Origin of the sequence: Actinoplanes sp. OR16 (assembly GCF_004001265.1) — a bacterium.
Classification (GTDB): Bacteria; Actinomycetota; Actinomycetes; order Mycobacteriales; family Micromonosporaceae; genus Actinoplanes.
Genome location: NZ_AP019371.1, coordinates 3,426,447 through 3,442,605, shown reverse-complemented (window position 1 = coordinate 3,442,605; position 16,159 = coordinate 3,426,447). Strand labels below are relative to the sequence as shown.

At 69.9% G+C, this 16,159-nt stretch carries 17 protein-coding genes; 9 read left to right on the top strand and 8 right to left on the bottom strand.

Annotated features, from left to right (window positions below):
• Entirely contained in the window at positions 1-2,556 is a 2,556-nt protein-coding gene (pepN, locus tag EP757_RS15995) for an aminopeptidase N (protein ID WP_127546884.1), read from the top strand.
• A gap of 121 nt (positions 2,557-2,677) precedes the next feature.
• Positions 2,678-3,217: a Uma2 family endonuclease gene (locus EP757_RS15990; RefSeq protein ID WP_232050677.1), complete on the top strand. Its 540-nt coding sequence runs from the start codon at positions 2,678-2,680 to the stop codon at positions 3,215-3,217.
• Between the two features lie 3 nt (positions 3,218-3,220).
• Here the strand turns inward: EP757_RS15990 and EP757_RS15985 are convergent, their stop codons facing one another.
• Both EP757_RS15985 and EP757_RS15980 read right to left on the bottom strand, forming a co-directional pair.
• On the bottom strand, positions 3,221-3,616 hold the full coding sequence (locus EP757_RS15985; protein WP_127546880.1) for a DUF5130 family protein: 396 nt from the start codon (positions 3,614-3,616) through the stop codon (positions 3,221-3,223).
• A complete protein-coding gene (locus EP757_RS15980; protein WP_232050530.1) occupies positions 3,603-3,836 on the bottom strand; it encodes a hypothetical protein in 234 nt (77 codons plus the stop codon). The genes EP757_RS15985 and EP757_RS15980 overlap by 14 nt, the downstream gene beginning before the upstream one ends.
• A gap of 247 nt (positions 3,837-4,083) precedes the next feature.
• On the opposite strand from EP757_RS15980, the gene EP757_RS15975 reads away from it, so the two are divergent.
• Positions 4,084-4,569, top strand: a complete 486-nt coding sequence (locus tag EP757_RS15975) for a hypothetical protein (protein ID WP_127546876.1) — start codon at positions 4,084-4,086, stop codon at positions 4,567-4,569.
• Between the two features lie 7 nt (positions 4,570-4,576).
• Positions 4,577-5,392, top strand: coding sequence for a class F sortase (locus EP757_RS15970; protein WP_127546874.1), 816 nt, complete (start codon positions 4,577-4,579; stop codon positions 5,390-5,392).
• A 22-nt stretch (positions 5,393-5,414) separates the two neighbouring features.
• Here the strand turns inward: EP757_RS15970 and EP757_RS15965 are convergent, their stop codons facing one another.
• Entirely contained in the window at positions 5,415-5,960 is a 546-nt protein-coding gene (locus EP757_RS15965; RefSeq protein ID WP_127546872.1) for an HNH endonuclease, read from the bottom strand.
• A gap of 189 nt (positions 5,961-6,149) precedes the next feature.
• Here EP757_RS15965 and EP757_RS15960 point away from each other — a divergent pair, with 189 nt between their 5' ends.
• From EP757_RS15960 to EP757_RS15945, 4 genes are all read left to right on the top strand, one after another.
• The gene (locus EP757_RS15960; RefSeq protein WP_370457824.1) at positions 6,150-7,244 is read left to right on the top strand and encodes a mechanosensitive ion channel family protein; all 1,095 of its coding nucleotides are present in this window, start codon (positions 6,150-6,152) and stop codon (positions 7,242-7,244) included.
• Between the two features lie 191 nt (positions 7,245-7,435).
• Positions 7,436-8,764, top strand: coding sequence for an MFS transporter (locus EP757_RS15955; RefSeq protein WP_232050529.1), 1,329 nt, complete (start codon positions 7,436-7,438; stop codon positions 8,762-8,764).
• 31 nt (positions 8,765-8,795) lie between these two features.
• Positions 8,796-9,173 carry a globin gene (locus tag EP757_RS15950; protein ID WP_127546868.1) on the top strand — a complete coding sequence of 126 codons (378 nt, stop codon included), beginning with the start codon at positions 8,796-8,798 and terminating at the stop codon, positions 9,171-9,173.
• A 65-nt stretch (positions 9,174-9,238) separates the two neighbouring features.
• Positions 9,239-10,507: a delta-60 repeat domain-containing protein gene (locus tag EP757_RS15945; RefSeq protein WP_127546866.1), complete on the top strand. Its 1,269-nt coding sequence runs from the start codon at positions 9,239-9,241 to the stop codon at positions 10,505-10,507.
• A 29-nt stretch (positions 10,508-10,536) separates the two neighbouring features.
• On the opposite strand, the gene EP757_RS15940 is transcribed toward EP757_RS15945, so the two are convergent.
• The 5 genes from EP757_RS15940 to EP757_RS15920 form a co-directional block, all read right to left on the bottom strand.
• Positions 10,537-11,121, bottom strand: a complete 585-nt coding sequence (locus EP757_RS15940; RefSeq protein ID WP_127546864.1) for a YbjN domain-containing protein — start codon at positions 11,119-11,121, stop codon at positions 10,537-10,539.
• 129 nt (positions 11,122-11,250) lie between these two features.
• Entirely contained in the window at positions 11,251-11,910 is a 660-nt protein-coding gene (locus EP757_RS15935) for a hypothetical protein (RefSeq protein ID WP_127546862.1), read from the bottom strand.
• Complete coding sequence (locus tag EP757_RS15930; protein WP_127546860.1) at positions 11,907-12,317, bottom strand: thioesterase family protein; 411 nt, start codon at positions 12,315-12,317, stop codon at positions 11,907-11,909. Before EP757_RS15930 ends, EP757_RS15935 begins: the two co-directional genes overlap by 4 nt.
• On the bottom strand, positions 12,310-13,986 hold the full coding sequence (ettA, locus tag EP757_RS15925) for an energy-dependent translational throttle protein EttA (RefSeq protein ID WP_127554265.1): 1,677 nt from the start codon (positions 13,984-13,986) through the stop codon (positions 12,310-12,312). The genes EP757_RS15930 and ettA overlap by 8 nt, the downstream gene beginning before the upstream one ends.
• 103 nt (positions 13,987-14,089) lie before the next feature.
• Entirely contained in the window at positions 14,090-14,599 is a 510-nt protein-coding gene (locus tag EP757_RS15920) for a hypothetical protein (RefSeq protein ID WP_232050528.1), read from the bottom strand.
• 113 nt (positions 14,600-14,712) lie between these two features.
• On the opposite strand from EP757_RS15920, the gene EP757_RS15915 reads away from it, so the two are divergent.
• Entirely contained in the window at positions 14,713-16,113 is a 1,401-nt protein-coding gene (locus EP757_RS15915) for a trehalose-6-phosphate synthase (protein ID WP_127546856.1), read from the top strand.
• Positions 16,114-16,159: the final 46 nt, after the last annotated feature.

Below are 16,159 nucleotides of genomic sequence, written 5' to 3'. Positions count from 1 at the left end.
GTGGCCGGTGTTCACAACCTGACCCAGGTCGAGGCTGCGGAGCGTAGTCGATTGCTCGAGGTGACCGGGTATGACATCACCCTTGACCTGACCGACGGGCACGGCAACCCCGGCTCCGATACGTTCCGGTCCACCACAGCGATCACATTCAAGTGCGCCGAGCCCGGCGCGGATACGTTCATTGAAGCCGCCGCCTCGAAGATCCACTCCGCGACGCTGAACGGCGAGCCGGTCGACATCAGCGCGTGGACGGCCGAGAAGGGCCTGGCGCTGACCGGTCTGGCCGCCGAGAACACCCTGGTCGTCGACGGCGACTTCGGATACTCGGCGAGCGGGCAGGGTCTGCAGCAGAGCCTCGACCCGGTCGACCAGGAGACCTACCTCTACAGCCAGTTCGAGACGGCGGACGCGCAGCGCACGTACGCCTGCTTCGACCAGCCCGACCTCAAGAGTGTCTTCACCTGGCGTGCCACGGTGCCGGCGCACTGGAAGGTCATCTCGAACATGCCGGTCGAGTCCGAGGAGCCGGCCGGCCCGGGCGCCAAGAAGATCCACTTCGCCGTCTCGCCGCGGATGAGCACCTACATCACGGCGATCTGCGCGGGTCCGTACCACGAGGTCCGCGACTCGCACGACGGCATCGACCTCGGCGTCTTCTGCCGGGCCTCGATGGCGCAGTACCTGGACGCCGACGACCTGTTCCTCATCACCAAGCAGGGCTTCGACTTCTTCCACGAGCAGTTCGGGGTGCGCTACCCGCTGCCGAAGTACGACCAGCTCTGGGTGCCGGACTTCAACGCCGGCGCGATGGAGAACTTCGGCTGCGTCACGCACGCCGAGGCGCACTACATCTTCCGCTCGCAGGTGACCGACTACGAGTACGAGCAGCGCGCCAACACGATCCTGCACGAGCTGGCCCACATGTGGTTCGGCGACCTGGTCACCATGCGCTGGTGGAACGACCTGTGGCTGAACGAGTCGTTCGCCGAGTGGGCGAGCCACTGGTGCAACACCGAGGCCACCCGGTTCTCCGACGCCTGGTCGACGTTCCTGTCGATCCGCAAGGCCTGGGGCTACCGGCAGGACCAGCTCTCCTCGACCCACCCGGTCTACTGCGAGATGCCGGACCTGGAGGCCGTCGAGGTCAACTTCGACGGCATCACGTACGCCAAGGGCGCCAGCGTCATCAAGCAGCTGGTCGCCTACGTCGGCCTGGACCCGTTCCTCACCGGCCTGCGGGCGTACTTCGCGAAGCACGCCTGGGGCAACGCCACCTTCGACGACCTGCTCACCGAGCTGGAGACGGCTTCCGGCCGGGAGCTGCGCAAGTTCGCCGCCCAGTGGCTGGAGACCGCGCAGGTCAACACGCTGCGCCCGGTCGTCGAGATCGACGCGGACGGCGACTACGGCAGCGTGGTCGTGCAGCAGGAGGCGCCGGCCGGCTACCCGACGCTGCGCACCCACCGGATCGGCATCGGCCTGTACGACCTGGACGGCGACCGGCTGGTGCGCCGCGAGCTGATCGAGGCGGACGTCGCCGGCGAGCGCACCGAGATCACCGCGCTGGCCGGGGTGAAGGCGCCGGACCTGCTGCTGGTCAACGACGAGGACCTGACGTACGCGAAGCTGCGGCTGGACGAGCGTTCCCTCGGCACGCTGGTCGGGCACATCGCCGGGTTCGACTCGGCGCTGCCGCGGGCGCTCTGCTGGGCGGCCGCGTGGGACATGCTGCGCGACGCCGAGATGGCCGCGCGGGACTACGTCGCGCTGGTCGTGGCGGGGTTGCCGGCCGAGACCGACATCAACCTCACGACGGCGACGCTGCGGCAGGCCGGCATGGCGCTGACCAGCTTCGCCGACCCGGCGTGGAACCCGACCGGCTGGAAGATGCTGGCCGACCTGGCGCAGGCGCAGCTCGCCGCCGCCGAGCCGGGCAGCGGCTGGCAGCTCACCTGGGCGCGGGCGTTCATCACCGCGGCCCGCACGCCGGAGGAGGCGGCCGTGCTGCGCGGCTGGTTCTCCGGCGACTCCCGGCCCGAGGGCCTGGTGGTCGACACCGAGCTGCGCTGGAGCCTGCTGCAGGGTCTGGCCGCGCTCGGCGCCGCCAGCCCGGAGGAGATCGAGCAGGAGCTGGCCGGCGACCGCACCGCGAGCGGCGAGCGGGAGGCGGCCATCGCGCACGCGCTGGTCCCGACCGCGGAGAACAAGGCCCGGGTCTGGGCCGAGCTCACCGGGCCCCAGACGCTGCCGAACTGGAAGAACCGGTCGCTGCTGCAGGGCTTCCAGAGCACCCGCCAGGTGGCTCTCACCGCCCCGTTCGCGGAGAAGTTCTTCGAGGTGGTCGGGGACGTGTGGGCCCGGTCGGACAGCGAGCCGGCGCAGGAGTTCGCCACGCTGGCGTACCCGGCGTACCAGATCAGCGAGGAGACGGTGGCGCTCACCAGCGCTTGGCTGGAGCGCGACGGCCAGCCGGCGTCGCTGCGGCGCCTGGTCGCCGAGGGCCGGGACGGCATCGAGCGGGCGCTCAAGGCCCGCGCGAAGGACCGCGGCGAATAGGAACCTTCCAAGCCCCCGCTCCGGCCTCGGAGCGGGGGCTTTTTTCATGTCTATGACATGCCGGTAACAACTCTGTGTGAGTACGCTTGCACTCCCGGCAATGGAGGTGGGTCCTGTGACGATGCAGAGCCAGGGTGCCGCGGCGCGCTGGAGCGCGCCGGACGGCCGGTGGACCGAGCCCGATCTGCATCTGTTCCCGCAGGACGGCCATCGATACGAGATCGTCGACGGCGGCCTGCACGTCACCCCTCCGGTGGACAGGCGGCACGAGGCCGTGGTGGCGTCCCTGGTCGAGACGCTGCGCGCGGCGGCACCGGAGGGCTGGTGGGTGTGCGACCGGTCCGGCATCGACACCGGGTCGAGCAACCTGGTGCCCGACATCACCGTGCTGCGCCCGCGGTCGGCCGGCAAGATCTGGGCCAGCCCGTCCGATGTGGCACTGGTGGTCGAGGTGGAGTCCGAGGAGACCCGGCACTACGACCGGCTGCTCAAGCCCGCCATCTACGCCGCCGCCGGCATTCCCCGGTTCTGGCGGGTGGAGGACGGGCCGATTCTGCGCACTTTCACCCTCAGCGGTGACGCTTACCAGGCCGCGGAAGACGTGACGGGCGCCGAAGCGGTCCGCCTCGACGCCCCGTACCCGATCAGGGTGAAGCTGTAACCGTCAGGATTTGCCCGCGTGCGACGCGAGCTGGTCGATCCCGATCAGCAGGCCGCCGGCCAGGTCACCGCCGGCGAACGACGCGGCCATCGACAGGCCGGCCAGCTTGGCGTCCCGGTCGGAGATCCGCTTGCGCGCGTCGGAACCGGTGACGATCTCGAGCTTGCGCTGGTTCGGCGAGACCGCGATCAGCACCGAGCGCTGCGGCGTGCGGGTCTTGCGGTGCAGCTCCTCGGCCGACTCCCGGGTGGGGTCCCCGAGCTCACCGAGGTAGATGCTGAAGTTCAGGCCGGTCGCCTGGTCGGCGATCCGGAGCGCCTCGTCGAGACGCAGCAGCTGGCGGGTCGTGAAGGGACCGTCGGCCGGCTGCTCGAGCTGCGCGAGCTCACCACTTGTCACTTGCGCCTCCTGTCGGGCCGGGCCGGACCGGAGCGCCGGAACTGTCCTCGATGACGAGTCCGTGCTCGACGGCGTGCGAGACCGGCGCGGCGGTCTTCTCCGGGGCAGCCGAGAACCACATGGCCGGGAAGTCGAAGGACTGGCCCGGACGGTAGCGGCGCGACGGCTTGGCTCGATCAGAACTGGAGAGGACGAGCGTCGCCACCGCCCCGATGACCACGGCCGGAATGATCACAAAGACCAGAACGGTGCTGATTACAGACAACTGAACGCCCCCAGGCGCCGGTGACTCCATTTATTCCGAACATCAATCACGGTAGCGGAGCGCGTGTCGTACCGGAGCGTCGGGTCTCGAACCGGCGTCTCACGCCGTCGGGATCTACGCGGAATGTGTCCGGAGGTGCGAAAATCACCCTCACGCGCCGTCCACGTCTTTTCCGCCGTGAACGGCAAGGAGGGGGGATTCCATGCGCCTGTCCGTCCCTGCCGCTGCGGCGGTGTCCGCCATCATGCTGGCTCTCGCCGGCACGCCTGTCCAGGCCGCCGCGGCCGTCTTCATCGAACTCAACCCCAGCACGGTCCCGGCCGGTGAGGACCTCTCGCTCCGGGCCTCGTGCGACGACAACCTCAAGCCGGCCACGGTCAACGCCGAGCCGATCGGCGAGGTGACGGTGCAGCCCGACGTCGGCTTCCTCACCGCCACCGTCCTGGTGCCCGGCGACACCGAGCCGGGCGACTACCCGGTGGCCCTGCGCTGCCCCGACGGCGGCGGCAACGCGACCGCCACGCTGCACGTCGTGGCGAAGGTGGAGCCGACCCGCGGCCCGGCCACCGGCGGTGGTGGCACCGCACCGGGGCCGGGCGCGTCGCTGCTCGTCGGGGGTGGTCTCGGCGCGATAGTGGCCGGGCTCGTCCTCGCGGTCGTCTCGATCCGCCGCCGGCGTCTCGGCTGAGGCGGCGGTGGCGAGTCAGGACCGGGTGCCGGGCAACTCCCGCGTGCCCGCATCCGTGCAGCGCAAGCGGCCGGCCCAGGTGATCACCGCGCCGCCGCCGGGAGTGGTGACCGGGCCACTGCCACCCACCCCGCCGGTACGCGGACGCTCCCCCTTTCGCATCCCCCGTCCGCGCATCGGCGGCCCGAAGCCACGGGTCCGGCGTGGCCGCACGGCCGGACCGATCGCGCTGGTCGCGCTGGTCCTCTGCTTCCTCGGGCTCTTCGCGGTCGGCCTCGGCCTCGGCTTCGCGACCGGTTTCGATGTGGGCGGCTGGTTCCGCGGACCGGACGAGCCGCCGCCCCGGGCGTTCCCGGTGCTGGAGCCGAGCCGCCCGGAACGGCTGGAGATCCCGGCGATCGACGTGTCCGCGCCGGTCCTCGAAGTGGGCCTGGCCGACGACGGCTCCGTCGGGGTGCCGCCGCTGAAACGGCACAACGAGGCCGGCTGGTTCGACGGCGGGCCCACCCCGGGTCAGTTCGGGCCGGCGCTGCTGGTCGGGCACGCCGACACCCGTACCGGCCCGTCGGTCTTCCACGATCTGCACCGGATGAAGCCGGGGCAGGAGATCGAGGTGAGCCGCGCGGACGGCACCACCGCGATCTTCGAGGTGAACTCGGTGGAGAAGTTCGACAAGGACGATCTGCCGGTGCAGCGGGTCTACGGCGATTACAGCCGGCCGTCGCTGCGGCTGATGACCTGCGGCGGCGACTGGCTGGGGGACGCGCGGGGAGGCTACGCCGACAACGTCGTCGTCTTCGCCTCGCTGGTCGACACGCGCTGAAGAACAGAAAGAGGCCGGGCGGCTATGCCGCCTCGGCCTCGGCGTGGGCGGACGGCATGTCCAGCCAGTCCATCCACCGGGGGTCCGGGGTCCGGTGCCCGAGCACCCGCCAGGCGACCCCCCGGGGCGCCGCCGGCAGGGCGTGTAACCGCCAGCCGAGTTCGGCCGGCGTCTTGTCGCCCTTGCTGTGGTTGCACTTGGCGCAGGCGGCCACCACGTTCTCCCACGCGTGCAGCCCTCCGCGGCTGCGCGGGAAGACGTGGTCGATGGTCTCGGCCGATCCCCGGCAGTAGGCGCACCGGCCGCCGTCCCGGGCGAAGATGGCCCGGCGGGACAGGCCGACATGGGTCCGGTAGGGCACCTTCACGTAGCGGGTGAGGCGGACGACGGACGGGACGGCGAGGGTGTGGTGCGCGCTGTGCAGCATGCCGTCGCCGTCGGAGACGCACTCCGCCTTGGCGGTCAGCAGAAGAATGGTCGCCCGACGCACCGATACGACGCACAGCGGCTCGTAGGTAGCGTTCAGCACTAACGCGGAAGAGCCCACTGTGGGTCGTATGTCAGGCATCGCGATCACCCTCCGGTGTCAGTCGCTGCAACCGCTCCCAATAGCCCATGCGTGTGTGATCCAGGCCTCGAAAACGAGTGCCCGTGCGCCAATAGTCCCTGATGGATGACCCAATTACCAGCGCAATGTGTGGCCAGACGGTAAACGTCAGAGTTCTCCCCTCAGGCCGACCCGGTACTTTGACTTCCCGTGGTTCAACTAGCTCCGACTCCTACTCCGTCCGGCTCGTCGTGGCCCACCGAGCTGCCGAGCATCGACGTCACCGCGGCCTGCAGCAACGACGCGCTCTGCAAGCAGGTGCTCGACTGGACCGGTAACACCTGGCTGGCCGCCAGCAGCTACGTCATCTTCATCAAGCCGCTCCGGATCATCGGGATCATCCTGATCGCGATGCTGATCCGGTGGCTGCTGCACCGGGCGATCGACCGCCTGGCCCAGAGCACCTCGCGCGCCGCGATGCCGGCGCTGCTGAAGCCGCTCAAGGAGAAGGTGTCGACGTCGGCCGAGGAGGGCCAGTTCATACCCGAGCGGCGCCGGCAGCGGGCCACCGCGATCGGCTCGGTGCTACGGAGCTTCGTGAGCGCGGTGGTCTTCACGATCGCCGGACTGCTGGTGCTGGGTGAGTTCGGCTTCAACCTGGCACCGCTGCTGGCCAGCGCCGGCATCGTCGGCGTGGCGATCGGTTTCGGCGCGCAGAGCCTGGTCAAGGACTTGATCGCGGGCCTGTTCATGCTGCTGGAGGACCAGTACGGCGTGGGCGACACGGTCGACGTCGGCGAGGCCACCGGCGTGGTGGAGAGCGTCGGCCTGCGGATCACCACGGTCCGCGACGCGCGGGGCGTGCTCTGGTACATCCGCAACGGCGAGATCGTCCGGGTCGGGAACAAGAGCCAGGGCTGGGCCATGGTCGTCGTCGACATCCCGATCGGGTTCGTGAACGCCGAGGAGGCGGTCAGCGTGATGCGCCGGGCCGCCGAGGCGGTCGCCGCCGAACCCGAGCACCAGACGGAGTTCCTGGAGGCACCGGACGTCGTCGGTGTCGAGCAGCTGACCGTGGACGGCGCGGTGATCCGTACGATCGCCAAGACCACCGCGGACGCGCAACCGGTCCTGCAGGGCGCGCTGCGCCGGGCGCTGACCGACGCGCTGGACGCCGCCGGCATCTCGGAGAGGATCGCCGCCTCCCGGCTCGGCCCGCGCAGCGCGATCCCGCCGGCCTGGCTCACCGGACCGGAGAATTCCTCGCCTTCCGCCTCCGAGCCCCGACCGGGCGGCGGTTCCTGACCAGGTCATACGCGATGAGCCGGAAGGTCCGCCCTCGACCGTTTGGCCGATTTTTGACCCAACTGCCCTAGCGTGGGCTCGGACGATCGGGCACAATCCCGCTAAACGTACGTTCGCGCCCGGGAAGCCCTCGGTGATCGTCGACCGCGATGGAGGGCTCGGTGTCAGATCAACCCGCACGGCCGAGCTCTGTGGCCGACGCGGTTACGCAGAGCGAAGGATCGGTTACCTTCCGAGAGATCTTCGCTCTGCGCGAGTTCCGGGCCCTCTTCCTCTCCAACCAGGTCAACGGGATCGGCGACTACCTCTCCCGGGCCGCCGTCACCGCGCTCGTCTTCCACCAGAGCCGGTCCGCCCTGCTCTCCGCGATCGCGTTCGCGATCAGCTATGTGCCGTGGATCTTCGGGCCGCTGCTGTCGGCGCTGGCCGAGCGGTACCCGTACCGGCGAGTGATGATCACCTCGGACCTGTGCCGGATGGTGCTGATCGGCCTGCTGCTCCTGCCCGGTCTGCCGGTCGCCGTCATGTTCCTGCTGCTCTTCGCGTCCGGCCTGGGCGCGCCGCCGGCCCGGTCGGCGCGTTCGGCGATGCTGCCGCTGGTGGTCCGCCGCGAGCACCTCACCCTGGCCCTGGCCACCAACCAGACCAGCGGCCAGGCCGCGCAGGTGATCGGATACCTGGCCGGCGCCACGCTGTCAGTGGCGCTCACGCCCCGGATCGCGCTCGGCATCGACGTGCTCACCTTCGCCGTCTCGGCCGCGCTCGTGGCGTTCGGCATCCGGCGCCGGCCCACCGAGGTGGCCCGCTCCGCGCGCACCCACCTGCTCGGCGAGACCTCCGCCGGTTTCCGGCTGGTCTTCGGTGACCGGGTGCTGCGGACGATCACCCTGGTCGTCCTCACCATGACGGTCTTCGCGATCGTCCCGGAGGGCCTGGCCGCCGCCTGGGCCGGCGAGAGTACCTCCGGCCCGGCCGCTCGCGGCCTGGACCAGGGCATGATCATGGCGGCCGGCCCGCTCGGCTTCGTGATCGGCGGCGTGCTGTTCAACCGGCTGGTCCCGGCGGCCCGGCGGATCCGGCTGGTCCCGCTGCTCGCCGTGATCGCCCCGCTGCTGCTGGTCCCCAGCCTCGCCGGGCCACCGGCCGAGGTGGTGGCCCTGCTCGTGCTGCTCGCCGGCACCATCCACGGCGCGATCATGCCGACGTTGAACGCCACGTTCGTGCTGGCCCTGCCGAACGGGTTCCGGGCGCGGGCGTTCGGCGTGGTGAACAGCGGTGTCCAGCTCACCCAGTTCAGCGCCGTGATCATCACCGGCACGCTCGCCGACTCCTTCCGGCTGCCCGTGGTGGTGGGCCTGTGGAGCATCGGCGGCACCCTCGCCATGCTGCTCATCGCGATCTTCTGGCCCCGGCCGACGACCTTCGCCGACGCCGCCGAGCGGGCCGCCGAGGCCGCCGGTCACGGCCAGGTCCCGGCGGCGCGCAAGGCCACGACGAGCGTCACACCCGACGCCCCCTGAGCCGCCGGGACGCGGCTGGCAGGATGGAACGGTGAGCGCACCCGAATCCTTCTTCGACGCCGTCGGTGGCGAGCCCACGTTCCGGCGTCTCGTGGACAAGTTCTACGAGGGCGTCGCCGAGGACCCCCTGATGCGGCCGATGTACCCCGAGGAGGACCTCGAACCGGCCGCCGACCGGCTCGCGCTCTTCCTGATGCAGTACTGGGGCGGCCCCAACACGTACTCGGCCTCGCGCGGGCACCCGCGGCTGCGGATGCGGCATGCGCCGTTCCGGGTCGACGAGGCCGCGCGGGATGCCTGGCTGCACCATATGAAGGTCGCGGTGGACTCGCTCGATCTGCCCGAGCAGCACCGGGCCACGCTCTGGGACTATCTGGAGCGGGCCGCGTACTTCATGGTCAATGCCTGAGTGTCCCCTCAGCGGGTGACTCGTTGATCGGTTGACCGTCCGCGACCGATCACAGGAGCATCTCCATGCGCCGTCGCCTGCTCGCTGCCGCTGCCGTGGCAGCCGTCGCCGTGCCCGTGGCGGCCACGGCCGTCCCGGCCGTGGCCGACCGCGCCCATCCGGCGGTCGTCTCCGCCAACCCGGTCGACTGGACGCCGCACGTCCTGGACGGCACGGTGTGGGCGCTGGCGCTGGTCGGCGACACGGTGGTGGTCGGCGGCGCGTTCACCCGGGTCGCCGACGCGAAACGGCGGGTCACCCTGAACCGGAAGAACATCTTCGCGTTCGGCCTGTACGACGGCGAGATCCGCAGCTTCGCGCCGCAGGTGGACGGGGCGATCTACTCGCTCGCGGCGGGCGACGACTACTCGGTCTACCTCGGCGGCGGCTTCAAGTCGGTGAACGGAGCGGGTCAGCGCGGCCTGGCCCGGGTCTCGCTGCGCGACGGCGGCCGGATCGGCTCGTTCGGCGCCCGGATCAACTGGGGTGACGTCCGTGCTCTCGCGTCCCGGGGCAACCAGCTCTACGCGGCGGGGACGTTCTCGGCCGTGAACGGAGTGGGCCGGGTCGGGCTGGCCCGGTTGAACGCCTCGACCGGCGCGGTCGACCAGGGCTTCGACGCCCGCCTCTCCGGTCCCGGACTGAAGCGCACCCGGGTGGAGCACTTCGACGTCTCTCCGGACGGACGCAAGCTGATCGCCGTCGGTGCATTCCTCAAATCGGGCGGCTACGACCGTACGCAGATCGCGCTCTTCGATGTCGGAGGCCCGTCGGCGATGCTGTCGAACTGGTACACCGACGCCTACAAGCCGCCGTGCATGAAGGGCTTCGACACCTATCTGCGGCAGGTCAAGTTCTCGCCGGACGGCTCCTACGCCGTGGTGGCGGCGACCGGGCGGGCTTCCTCGGCGCAGAAGCTGTGCGACTCGGCGGCCCGGTTCGAGACCGGCGGCGCGGGCCGGCACAACCCCACCTGGGTGCAGCGGACCGGCGGTGACTCGCTCTACGCGGTCGCGATCACCGGACCGGCCGTCTACCTCGGCGGTCACCAGCGCTGGTTCGACAACCCCTACGGCACCGACGGCAACGGCCCCGGCCCGGGTGCGGTGTCGCGTCCCGGCATCGGCGCGGTCAGCCCGAACACCGGCAAGGCGCTGCCGTGGAACCCGACCCGGTCCCGTGGCGTGGGCGTCCGCGCGTTCCTGGTGACCGCGCAGGGCATGTTCGTCGGCTCGGACACCGACCAGCTCGGCCGCGAGTACCACGGCCGGGTGGGAATGTTCCCGCTGAGCTGACGCCCGGTTTCCGCCGCCGGCGAGAAACGCTAGAGCAGCGCGCCCTCGTCGTGGAGCCAGTCCACGAACGACGTCGCCACCGCGGCACCACAGTCCAGCATCTCCACGAGCAGGGTGTCGTGAGCGCCGGCCGCGAGCGGCACCTGCAACTCCGCGTAGATCGGCAGCTGGCCGCGCTCGGTGGGATCGCCGACGTAGGCCTTGCAGAACCGCCGGGTGTGGTTCCACTCGTTCACCACGCGGTAGGCCCGGTCGGCCCAGTCCGGCGGGACCGTCGCGTGCGGGCGGGCCCGCATCACCAGGATCTCGTCGTCGGGCCCCTCCAGAGTGAACAGCACCGCGTGCCGCTCCCACATGGCGAGCAGGCTCCCGCCGCCGTCGGCGAGGAACCGGATGTCGAGCAGATCGAGCGCCTTGCCGATCCGCGCGAGCGAGACCGGAGCGACCTGGTCGGAAGAGGACCCGGCCGCGGCCAGTTCAGTCGGAACCGCGCTGCGGGACGGCTCGCGCTGGGCCGGGACTCCGACGCGGACGGTGCTCTGCACCGCCACCTCGCCACCGGTGTCCGGCTCGTTCGCCGAAGCCGACCCCGGACGCCAAGACCACCACGGCATCGTGTGCACCCCCACTCCCCAACAGACCCACCGCTGGACGTGCGGTGGACCCGAGGGCCGACGGTACCCGTACAGTTCCTGAAGGTCATCCCCCCAACGGGAGGGCGGGTCCGTAAGAACGATGTGGCGTCACCCTTTCGGGTGAGTTGACATCGGAGTAACGGTCAATTTATGCACGCTCTGTCGCCACGCTACTCCATATGGTGCAGAAATTCCCACCCAACTGCCCGCCACCCGGACCCGCGCCTCGGTCGGTCCGGCGGACCGCGGACCCAGGAAACCCATCCGCGCGACCGCCTGGACAAGACGCTGGGAGACCTCGACGGGGTTGCCCTCGTCGGGTGTGACGACCAGCGCGACGTGATCGAGCAACGCGTCCCGGACCGCGCGCTGGCCGACCGAACGGCCGGCCATCCCGCCGGTGGAGATCTCCCGCAGGGTCACCGCGGCGGCGCTCGCCAGCCGATCCAATTCGGCCCCGGCGACCGCCTCGACGGCGCGGGAGGCGGCCGGCGGCAACGGCCACCGCCACAGCACGTCACGCCGCTCGGGGAGAGCGGAGCCACCGGCGGCGAGGACCGCGAGCAGTTCGGCGGCGGAGACCGTGGCGTCACCCGGACCGGCCCCGGCCACCTCCCGGGTGACCAGCACCTCCCAGGGCAGCCGGGCCCAGAGCGCGGTCCGCCCACCGGACGAGCGCAGGCGGACCGGTGCGGCCGGGTCCAGGCGGGTGAGGCGGGCCAGGAACGCGCCTGCGTCGGGGATCCCGAGCAGGCCGTGCTCACTCATGACCGGACCCAGTAGGGCGTGAGGAAGTCCTTCTCCTCGGCGGAGAGCCGCCGCGGATGCCCCTCGGCCAGGTTGTACGGCACGCAGACCGAGCGCGCCTTCGAGGCCAGCACCCCGCCGTCGAAGAGTTCGTAGTCGACGGTGAACGACGCCACCTTCAGCTCGGAGATCCACATCTCGATCCGCACCGGGTCGCCGTAGTCGACCGGCCGCAGGTAGTCGATCTCGTGCCGGGCGATCACGATGCCCTCCTCGAAGGAGCCCAGCCCGTGCGCTCGGGCCCCGACGAAGAACATCGCGACCCGGGCCTCCTCGTAGAGGGTGAGGAAGCGCGCGTTGTTGACGTGCCCGTACGCGTCCATGTCGGACCAGCGCACGGGCACGTCGTAGATGAATCGATCAGTCACGGGTGAGCTTGCGGTACGTCACCCGGTGCGGCCGGGCAGCCTCGGCGCCGAGACGGTCGATCTTGTTCTTCTCGTACGCCTCGAAGTTGCCCTCGAACCAGAACCACTTGTCCGGCTCCTCGTCGGTGCCCTCCCAGGCCAGCATGTGCGTGGCGACCCGGTCGAGGAACATCCGGTCGTGGGAGATGACCACGGCGCAGCCCGGGAACTCGAGCAGCGCGTTCTCCAGGCTGGAGAGCGTCTCGACGTCCAGGTCGTTCGTCGGCTCGTCGAGCAGGATCACGTTGCCGCCGATCTTCAGCGTCATCGCGAGGTTGAGCCGGTTGCGCTCGCCACCGGAGAGCACCTTCGTCGGCTTCTGCTGGTCCGGGCCCTTGAAGCCGAACGCGGCGACGTAGGCCCGGGACGGCATCTCGACCTTGCCGACCATCATGTGGTCGAGACCGTCGGAGACGACCTCCCAGACGGTCTTCGCGGGGTCCAGGCCGGCGCGGCTCTGGTCCACGTACGACAGCTTGACCGTCTCACCGATGCGGACGCTGCCCTCGTCCGGCTTCTCCAGCCCGACGATGGTCTTGAACAGCGTGGTCTTGCCGACGCCGTTCGGGCCGATGATGCCGACGATGCCGTTACGCGGCAGCGAGAACGACAGGTTGTTGATGAGGGTCCGCCCGTCGAAGCCCTTGACCAGGTCCTTCGACTCGATGACCGTGCTGCCCAGACGCGGGCCCGGCGGGATCTGGATCTCCTCGAAGTCCAGCTTGCGGGTCTTCTCCGCTTCGCTGGCCATCTCCTCGTACCGCTCGAGGCGGGACTTGCTCTTGGTCTGGCGGGCCTTGGCGTTCGAGCGCACCCACTCGAGCTCCTCGGCGAGGCGCTTCTTCATCTTGGCGTCCTTGCGGCCCTCGACCGAGAGACGCGCCGCCTTCTTCTCCAGGTAGGTGGAGTAGTTGCCCTCGTAGCCGATGGCCCGGCCGCGGTCCAGCTCGAGGATCCAGCCGGCCACGTTGTCCAGGAAGTACCGGTCGTGGGTGATCGCCAGGACGGTGCCGGCGTACTTGGCCAGGTGCTGCTCCAGCCAGCTCACGCTCTCGGCGTCCAGGTGGTTGGTGGGCTCGTCGAGCAGCAGCAGGTCGGGCGCTTCGAGCAGCAGCTTGCAGAGCGCGACACGGCGGCGCTCACCACCGGAGAGCTGGGTGACGTCGGCGTCCGGCGGCGGGCAGCGCAGCGCGTCCATCGCCAGTTCGAGCTTCGAGTCGACGTCCCACGCGTCGAGGTGGTCGAGCTCCTCCTGGAGCTTGCCCATCTCGTCCATCAGCTCGTCGGAGTAGTCGGTGGCCATCTGCTCGGCGATCGCGTTGAACCGGGCGAGCTTGGCCTTGGTCTCGGCGACCGCTTCCTCGATGTTGCCGAGGACCGTCTTCTCGTCGTTGAGCGGCGGCTCCTGGGCGAGCATGCCGACGGTGTAGCCGGGCATGAGCCGGGCCTCGCCGTTGCTCGTCTTGTCGAGCCCCGCCATGATCTTGAGAAGGCTGGACTTACCGGCGCCGTTCGGGCCGACCACACCGATCTTGGCGCCCGGCAGGAAGCTCAGCGTCACGTTGTCGAGCACGACTTTGTCGCCGTGCGCCTTGCGCGCCTTTTCCAGGACGTAGATGTATTGGGCCACGGTGTGCCCTACCTCCAAGATCGTGAATTGTCAGGGCCGGAAGAGAACCAAAGGACAATCTTTCCAGGTACCCCCGCGACGACCAACGACAACCCCGGCAGGTTTACTCCCCGACCACCTTCTGGGTCTCCTCGCGGCCGTCCGCGTGGGTGATCCGCAGCCGGTTCCGGTCGACCGAGAAGACGGCGCCGTCGACGGCCGTCGCCACGTAGGCGCCGTTGCCGTCCTGCCAGACCCCGGACAGGAAGAGAGCCGTCTTGTTCTCGATCCATTCGGCGTCGGTGCCGCCCTTGTTCGCGTGATAGTAGAGCTGCCCCTTCCGGTCCTGGCAGATCCAGATCACGGTCTTGCGCGTCGTACGAACCCTCATCACCTGGATCAGCTGACCGCTCGCCCCCTGGAGCTCACCGGCCTTCTGTGTCTGTTCCGGGCAGAGCGGGCCGTCGACGAGGCTCAGGGTCGGTGTCGCCTCAGGGGTGGAAACAGACCTGTTTCGTTCCTCGCCCAGGAGGAAACCACCGATCATCCCGATGATCGTCAGCAACACCGTGGCGATCACCACAGGGAAGAACAACGGCCGCCGTTGCTGGGAATGATCATCGAGGGGGGTCACCGGATCAGGATGGCACCCCGGTTCCAGCCGGTCCATCGGAGGCGATGAACCGCGGCAGCTTACGCACAGTAGGCTCGTCCAGGGAACAGAAACCACTCGGAGGTGTACTCAGCGTGGCCGAACGAAGTTCCTTCGTCGTCGTCGCCAACCGTTTGCCAGTGGACGAGGTCACCACGCCGGAAGGTGACAGGCAGTGGCGCCCGAGCCCCGGCGGGCTCGTCACGGCGCTGCACCCGGTGCTGATCGAGCATCGCGGCACCTGGATCGGTTGGGCGGGCGGGTCGGGCGAAGCACCCGAGCCTTTCGAACTCGAGGGCATCAACATCCACCCGGTCCCCCTCAGTGCTGAGGAGCTGGAACGCTACTACGAGGGTCAGTCGAACGCCACGATCTGGCCGCTCTACCACGACGCGGTCGAGACCCCGGTCTACAAGCGCCGCTGGCGTGAGACGTACCGGGTGGTCAACCACCGGTTCGCCCAGGCCGCGGCCGAGGTGGCCGCCGAGGGCGCCACCGTCTGGGTGCAGGACTACCAGCTCCAGCTGGTGCCGTCCATGCTCCGGGAGATGCGTCCCGACCTGCGGATCGGCTTCTTCCTGCACATCCCGTTCCCGCCGATCGAACTGTTCATGCAGATGCCGTTCCGCGCGGAGATCCTGCGCGGCCTGCTCGGCGCCGACCTGGTCGGCTTCCAGCAGCGTCTCGCCGCGCAGAACTTCGTGCGTCTCGCCCGGCACCTGCTCGGGCTCCGCTACGAAGGCCAGTCGATCAAGGTGGACGGGCGCAGCGTCAAGGCCGGCGCGTTCCCGATCAGCATCGACACGAAGGACATGGAACGCCTCGCCGCCACCCCGGAGGTGCAGGCACGGGCCAAGCAGATCCGCGCCGAGCTGGGCGATCCGCAGACGGTGATCCTCGGCGTCGACCGGCTGGACTACACCAAGGGCATCGAGCTGCGTCTCAAGGCGTTCCGCGAGCTGCTCAGTGACGGCAAGCTCAACGTCGGCGACGCGGTGATGGTGCAGGTCGCGACGCCGAGCCGGGAGCGCGTCGAGCACTACCAGACGCTGCGGGTGAAGGTGGAGCGCGAGGTCGGCCGGATCAACGGCGAGTTCGGCCGGGTCGGCACGCCGGCCGTGCACTATCTGCATCAGTCGGTCAGCAAGCAGGAGCTCGCCGCCATGTACGCGGCCGCCGACGTCATGATGGTGACCCCGCTGCGCGACGGCATGAACCTGGTCGCCAAGGAGTACATCGCCTGTCGCGGCGACACCGGCGGCGCCCTGGTCCTCAGCGAGTTCGCCGGCGCGGCGACCGAGCTGCGCCAGGCGTTCCTCTGCAACCCGCACGACCCGGACGGAGTGAAGGACGCGCTGCTGCGGGCGATCTCCGCGGAGCCGGCCGAGCTCAAGCGGCGGATGCGGGTGATGCAGCGTCACCTGCGGACCCACGACGTGGCCAAGTGGGCCAAGACCTTCCTGGACGAGCTCGGCGTCGGCGAGTCCGAGGAGTAGCAACCCCGCTGTCAGGCGCCGGGCCGTTTCCGGTCCGGCGCCTTTC

Bases quoted from the DNA above. Each gene is read 5' to 3' on its own strand.
- EP757_RS15990 (WP_232050677.1), top strand. From the start codon at position 2,678: ATGCAGAGCCAGGGTGCCGCGGCGCGCTGGAGCGCGCCGGACGGCCGG.
- EP757_RS15975 (WP_127546876.1), top strand. From the start codon at position 4,084: ATGCGCCTGTCCGTCCCTGCCGCTGCGGCGGTGTCCGCCATCATGCTG.
- EP757_RS15965 (WP_127546872.1), bottom strand. From the start codon at position 5,960: ATGCCTGACATACGACCCACAGTGGGCTCTTCCGCGTTAGTGCTGAAC.
- EP757_RS15945 (WP_127546866.1), top strand. From the start codon at position 9,239: ATGCGCCGTCGCCTGCTCGCTGCCGCTGCCGTGGCAGCCGTCGCCGTG.
- EP757_RS15940 (WP_127546864.1), bottom strand. From the start codon at position 11,121: ATGCCGTGGTGGTCTTGGCGTCCGGGGTCGGCTTCGGCGAACGAGCCG.
- EP757_RS15935 (WP_127546862.1), bottom strand. From the start codon at position 11,910: ATGAGTGAGCACGGCCTGCTCGGGATCCCCGACGCAGGCGCGTTCCTG.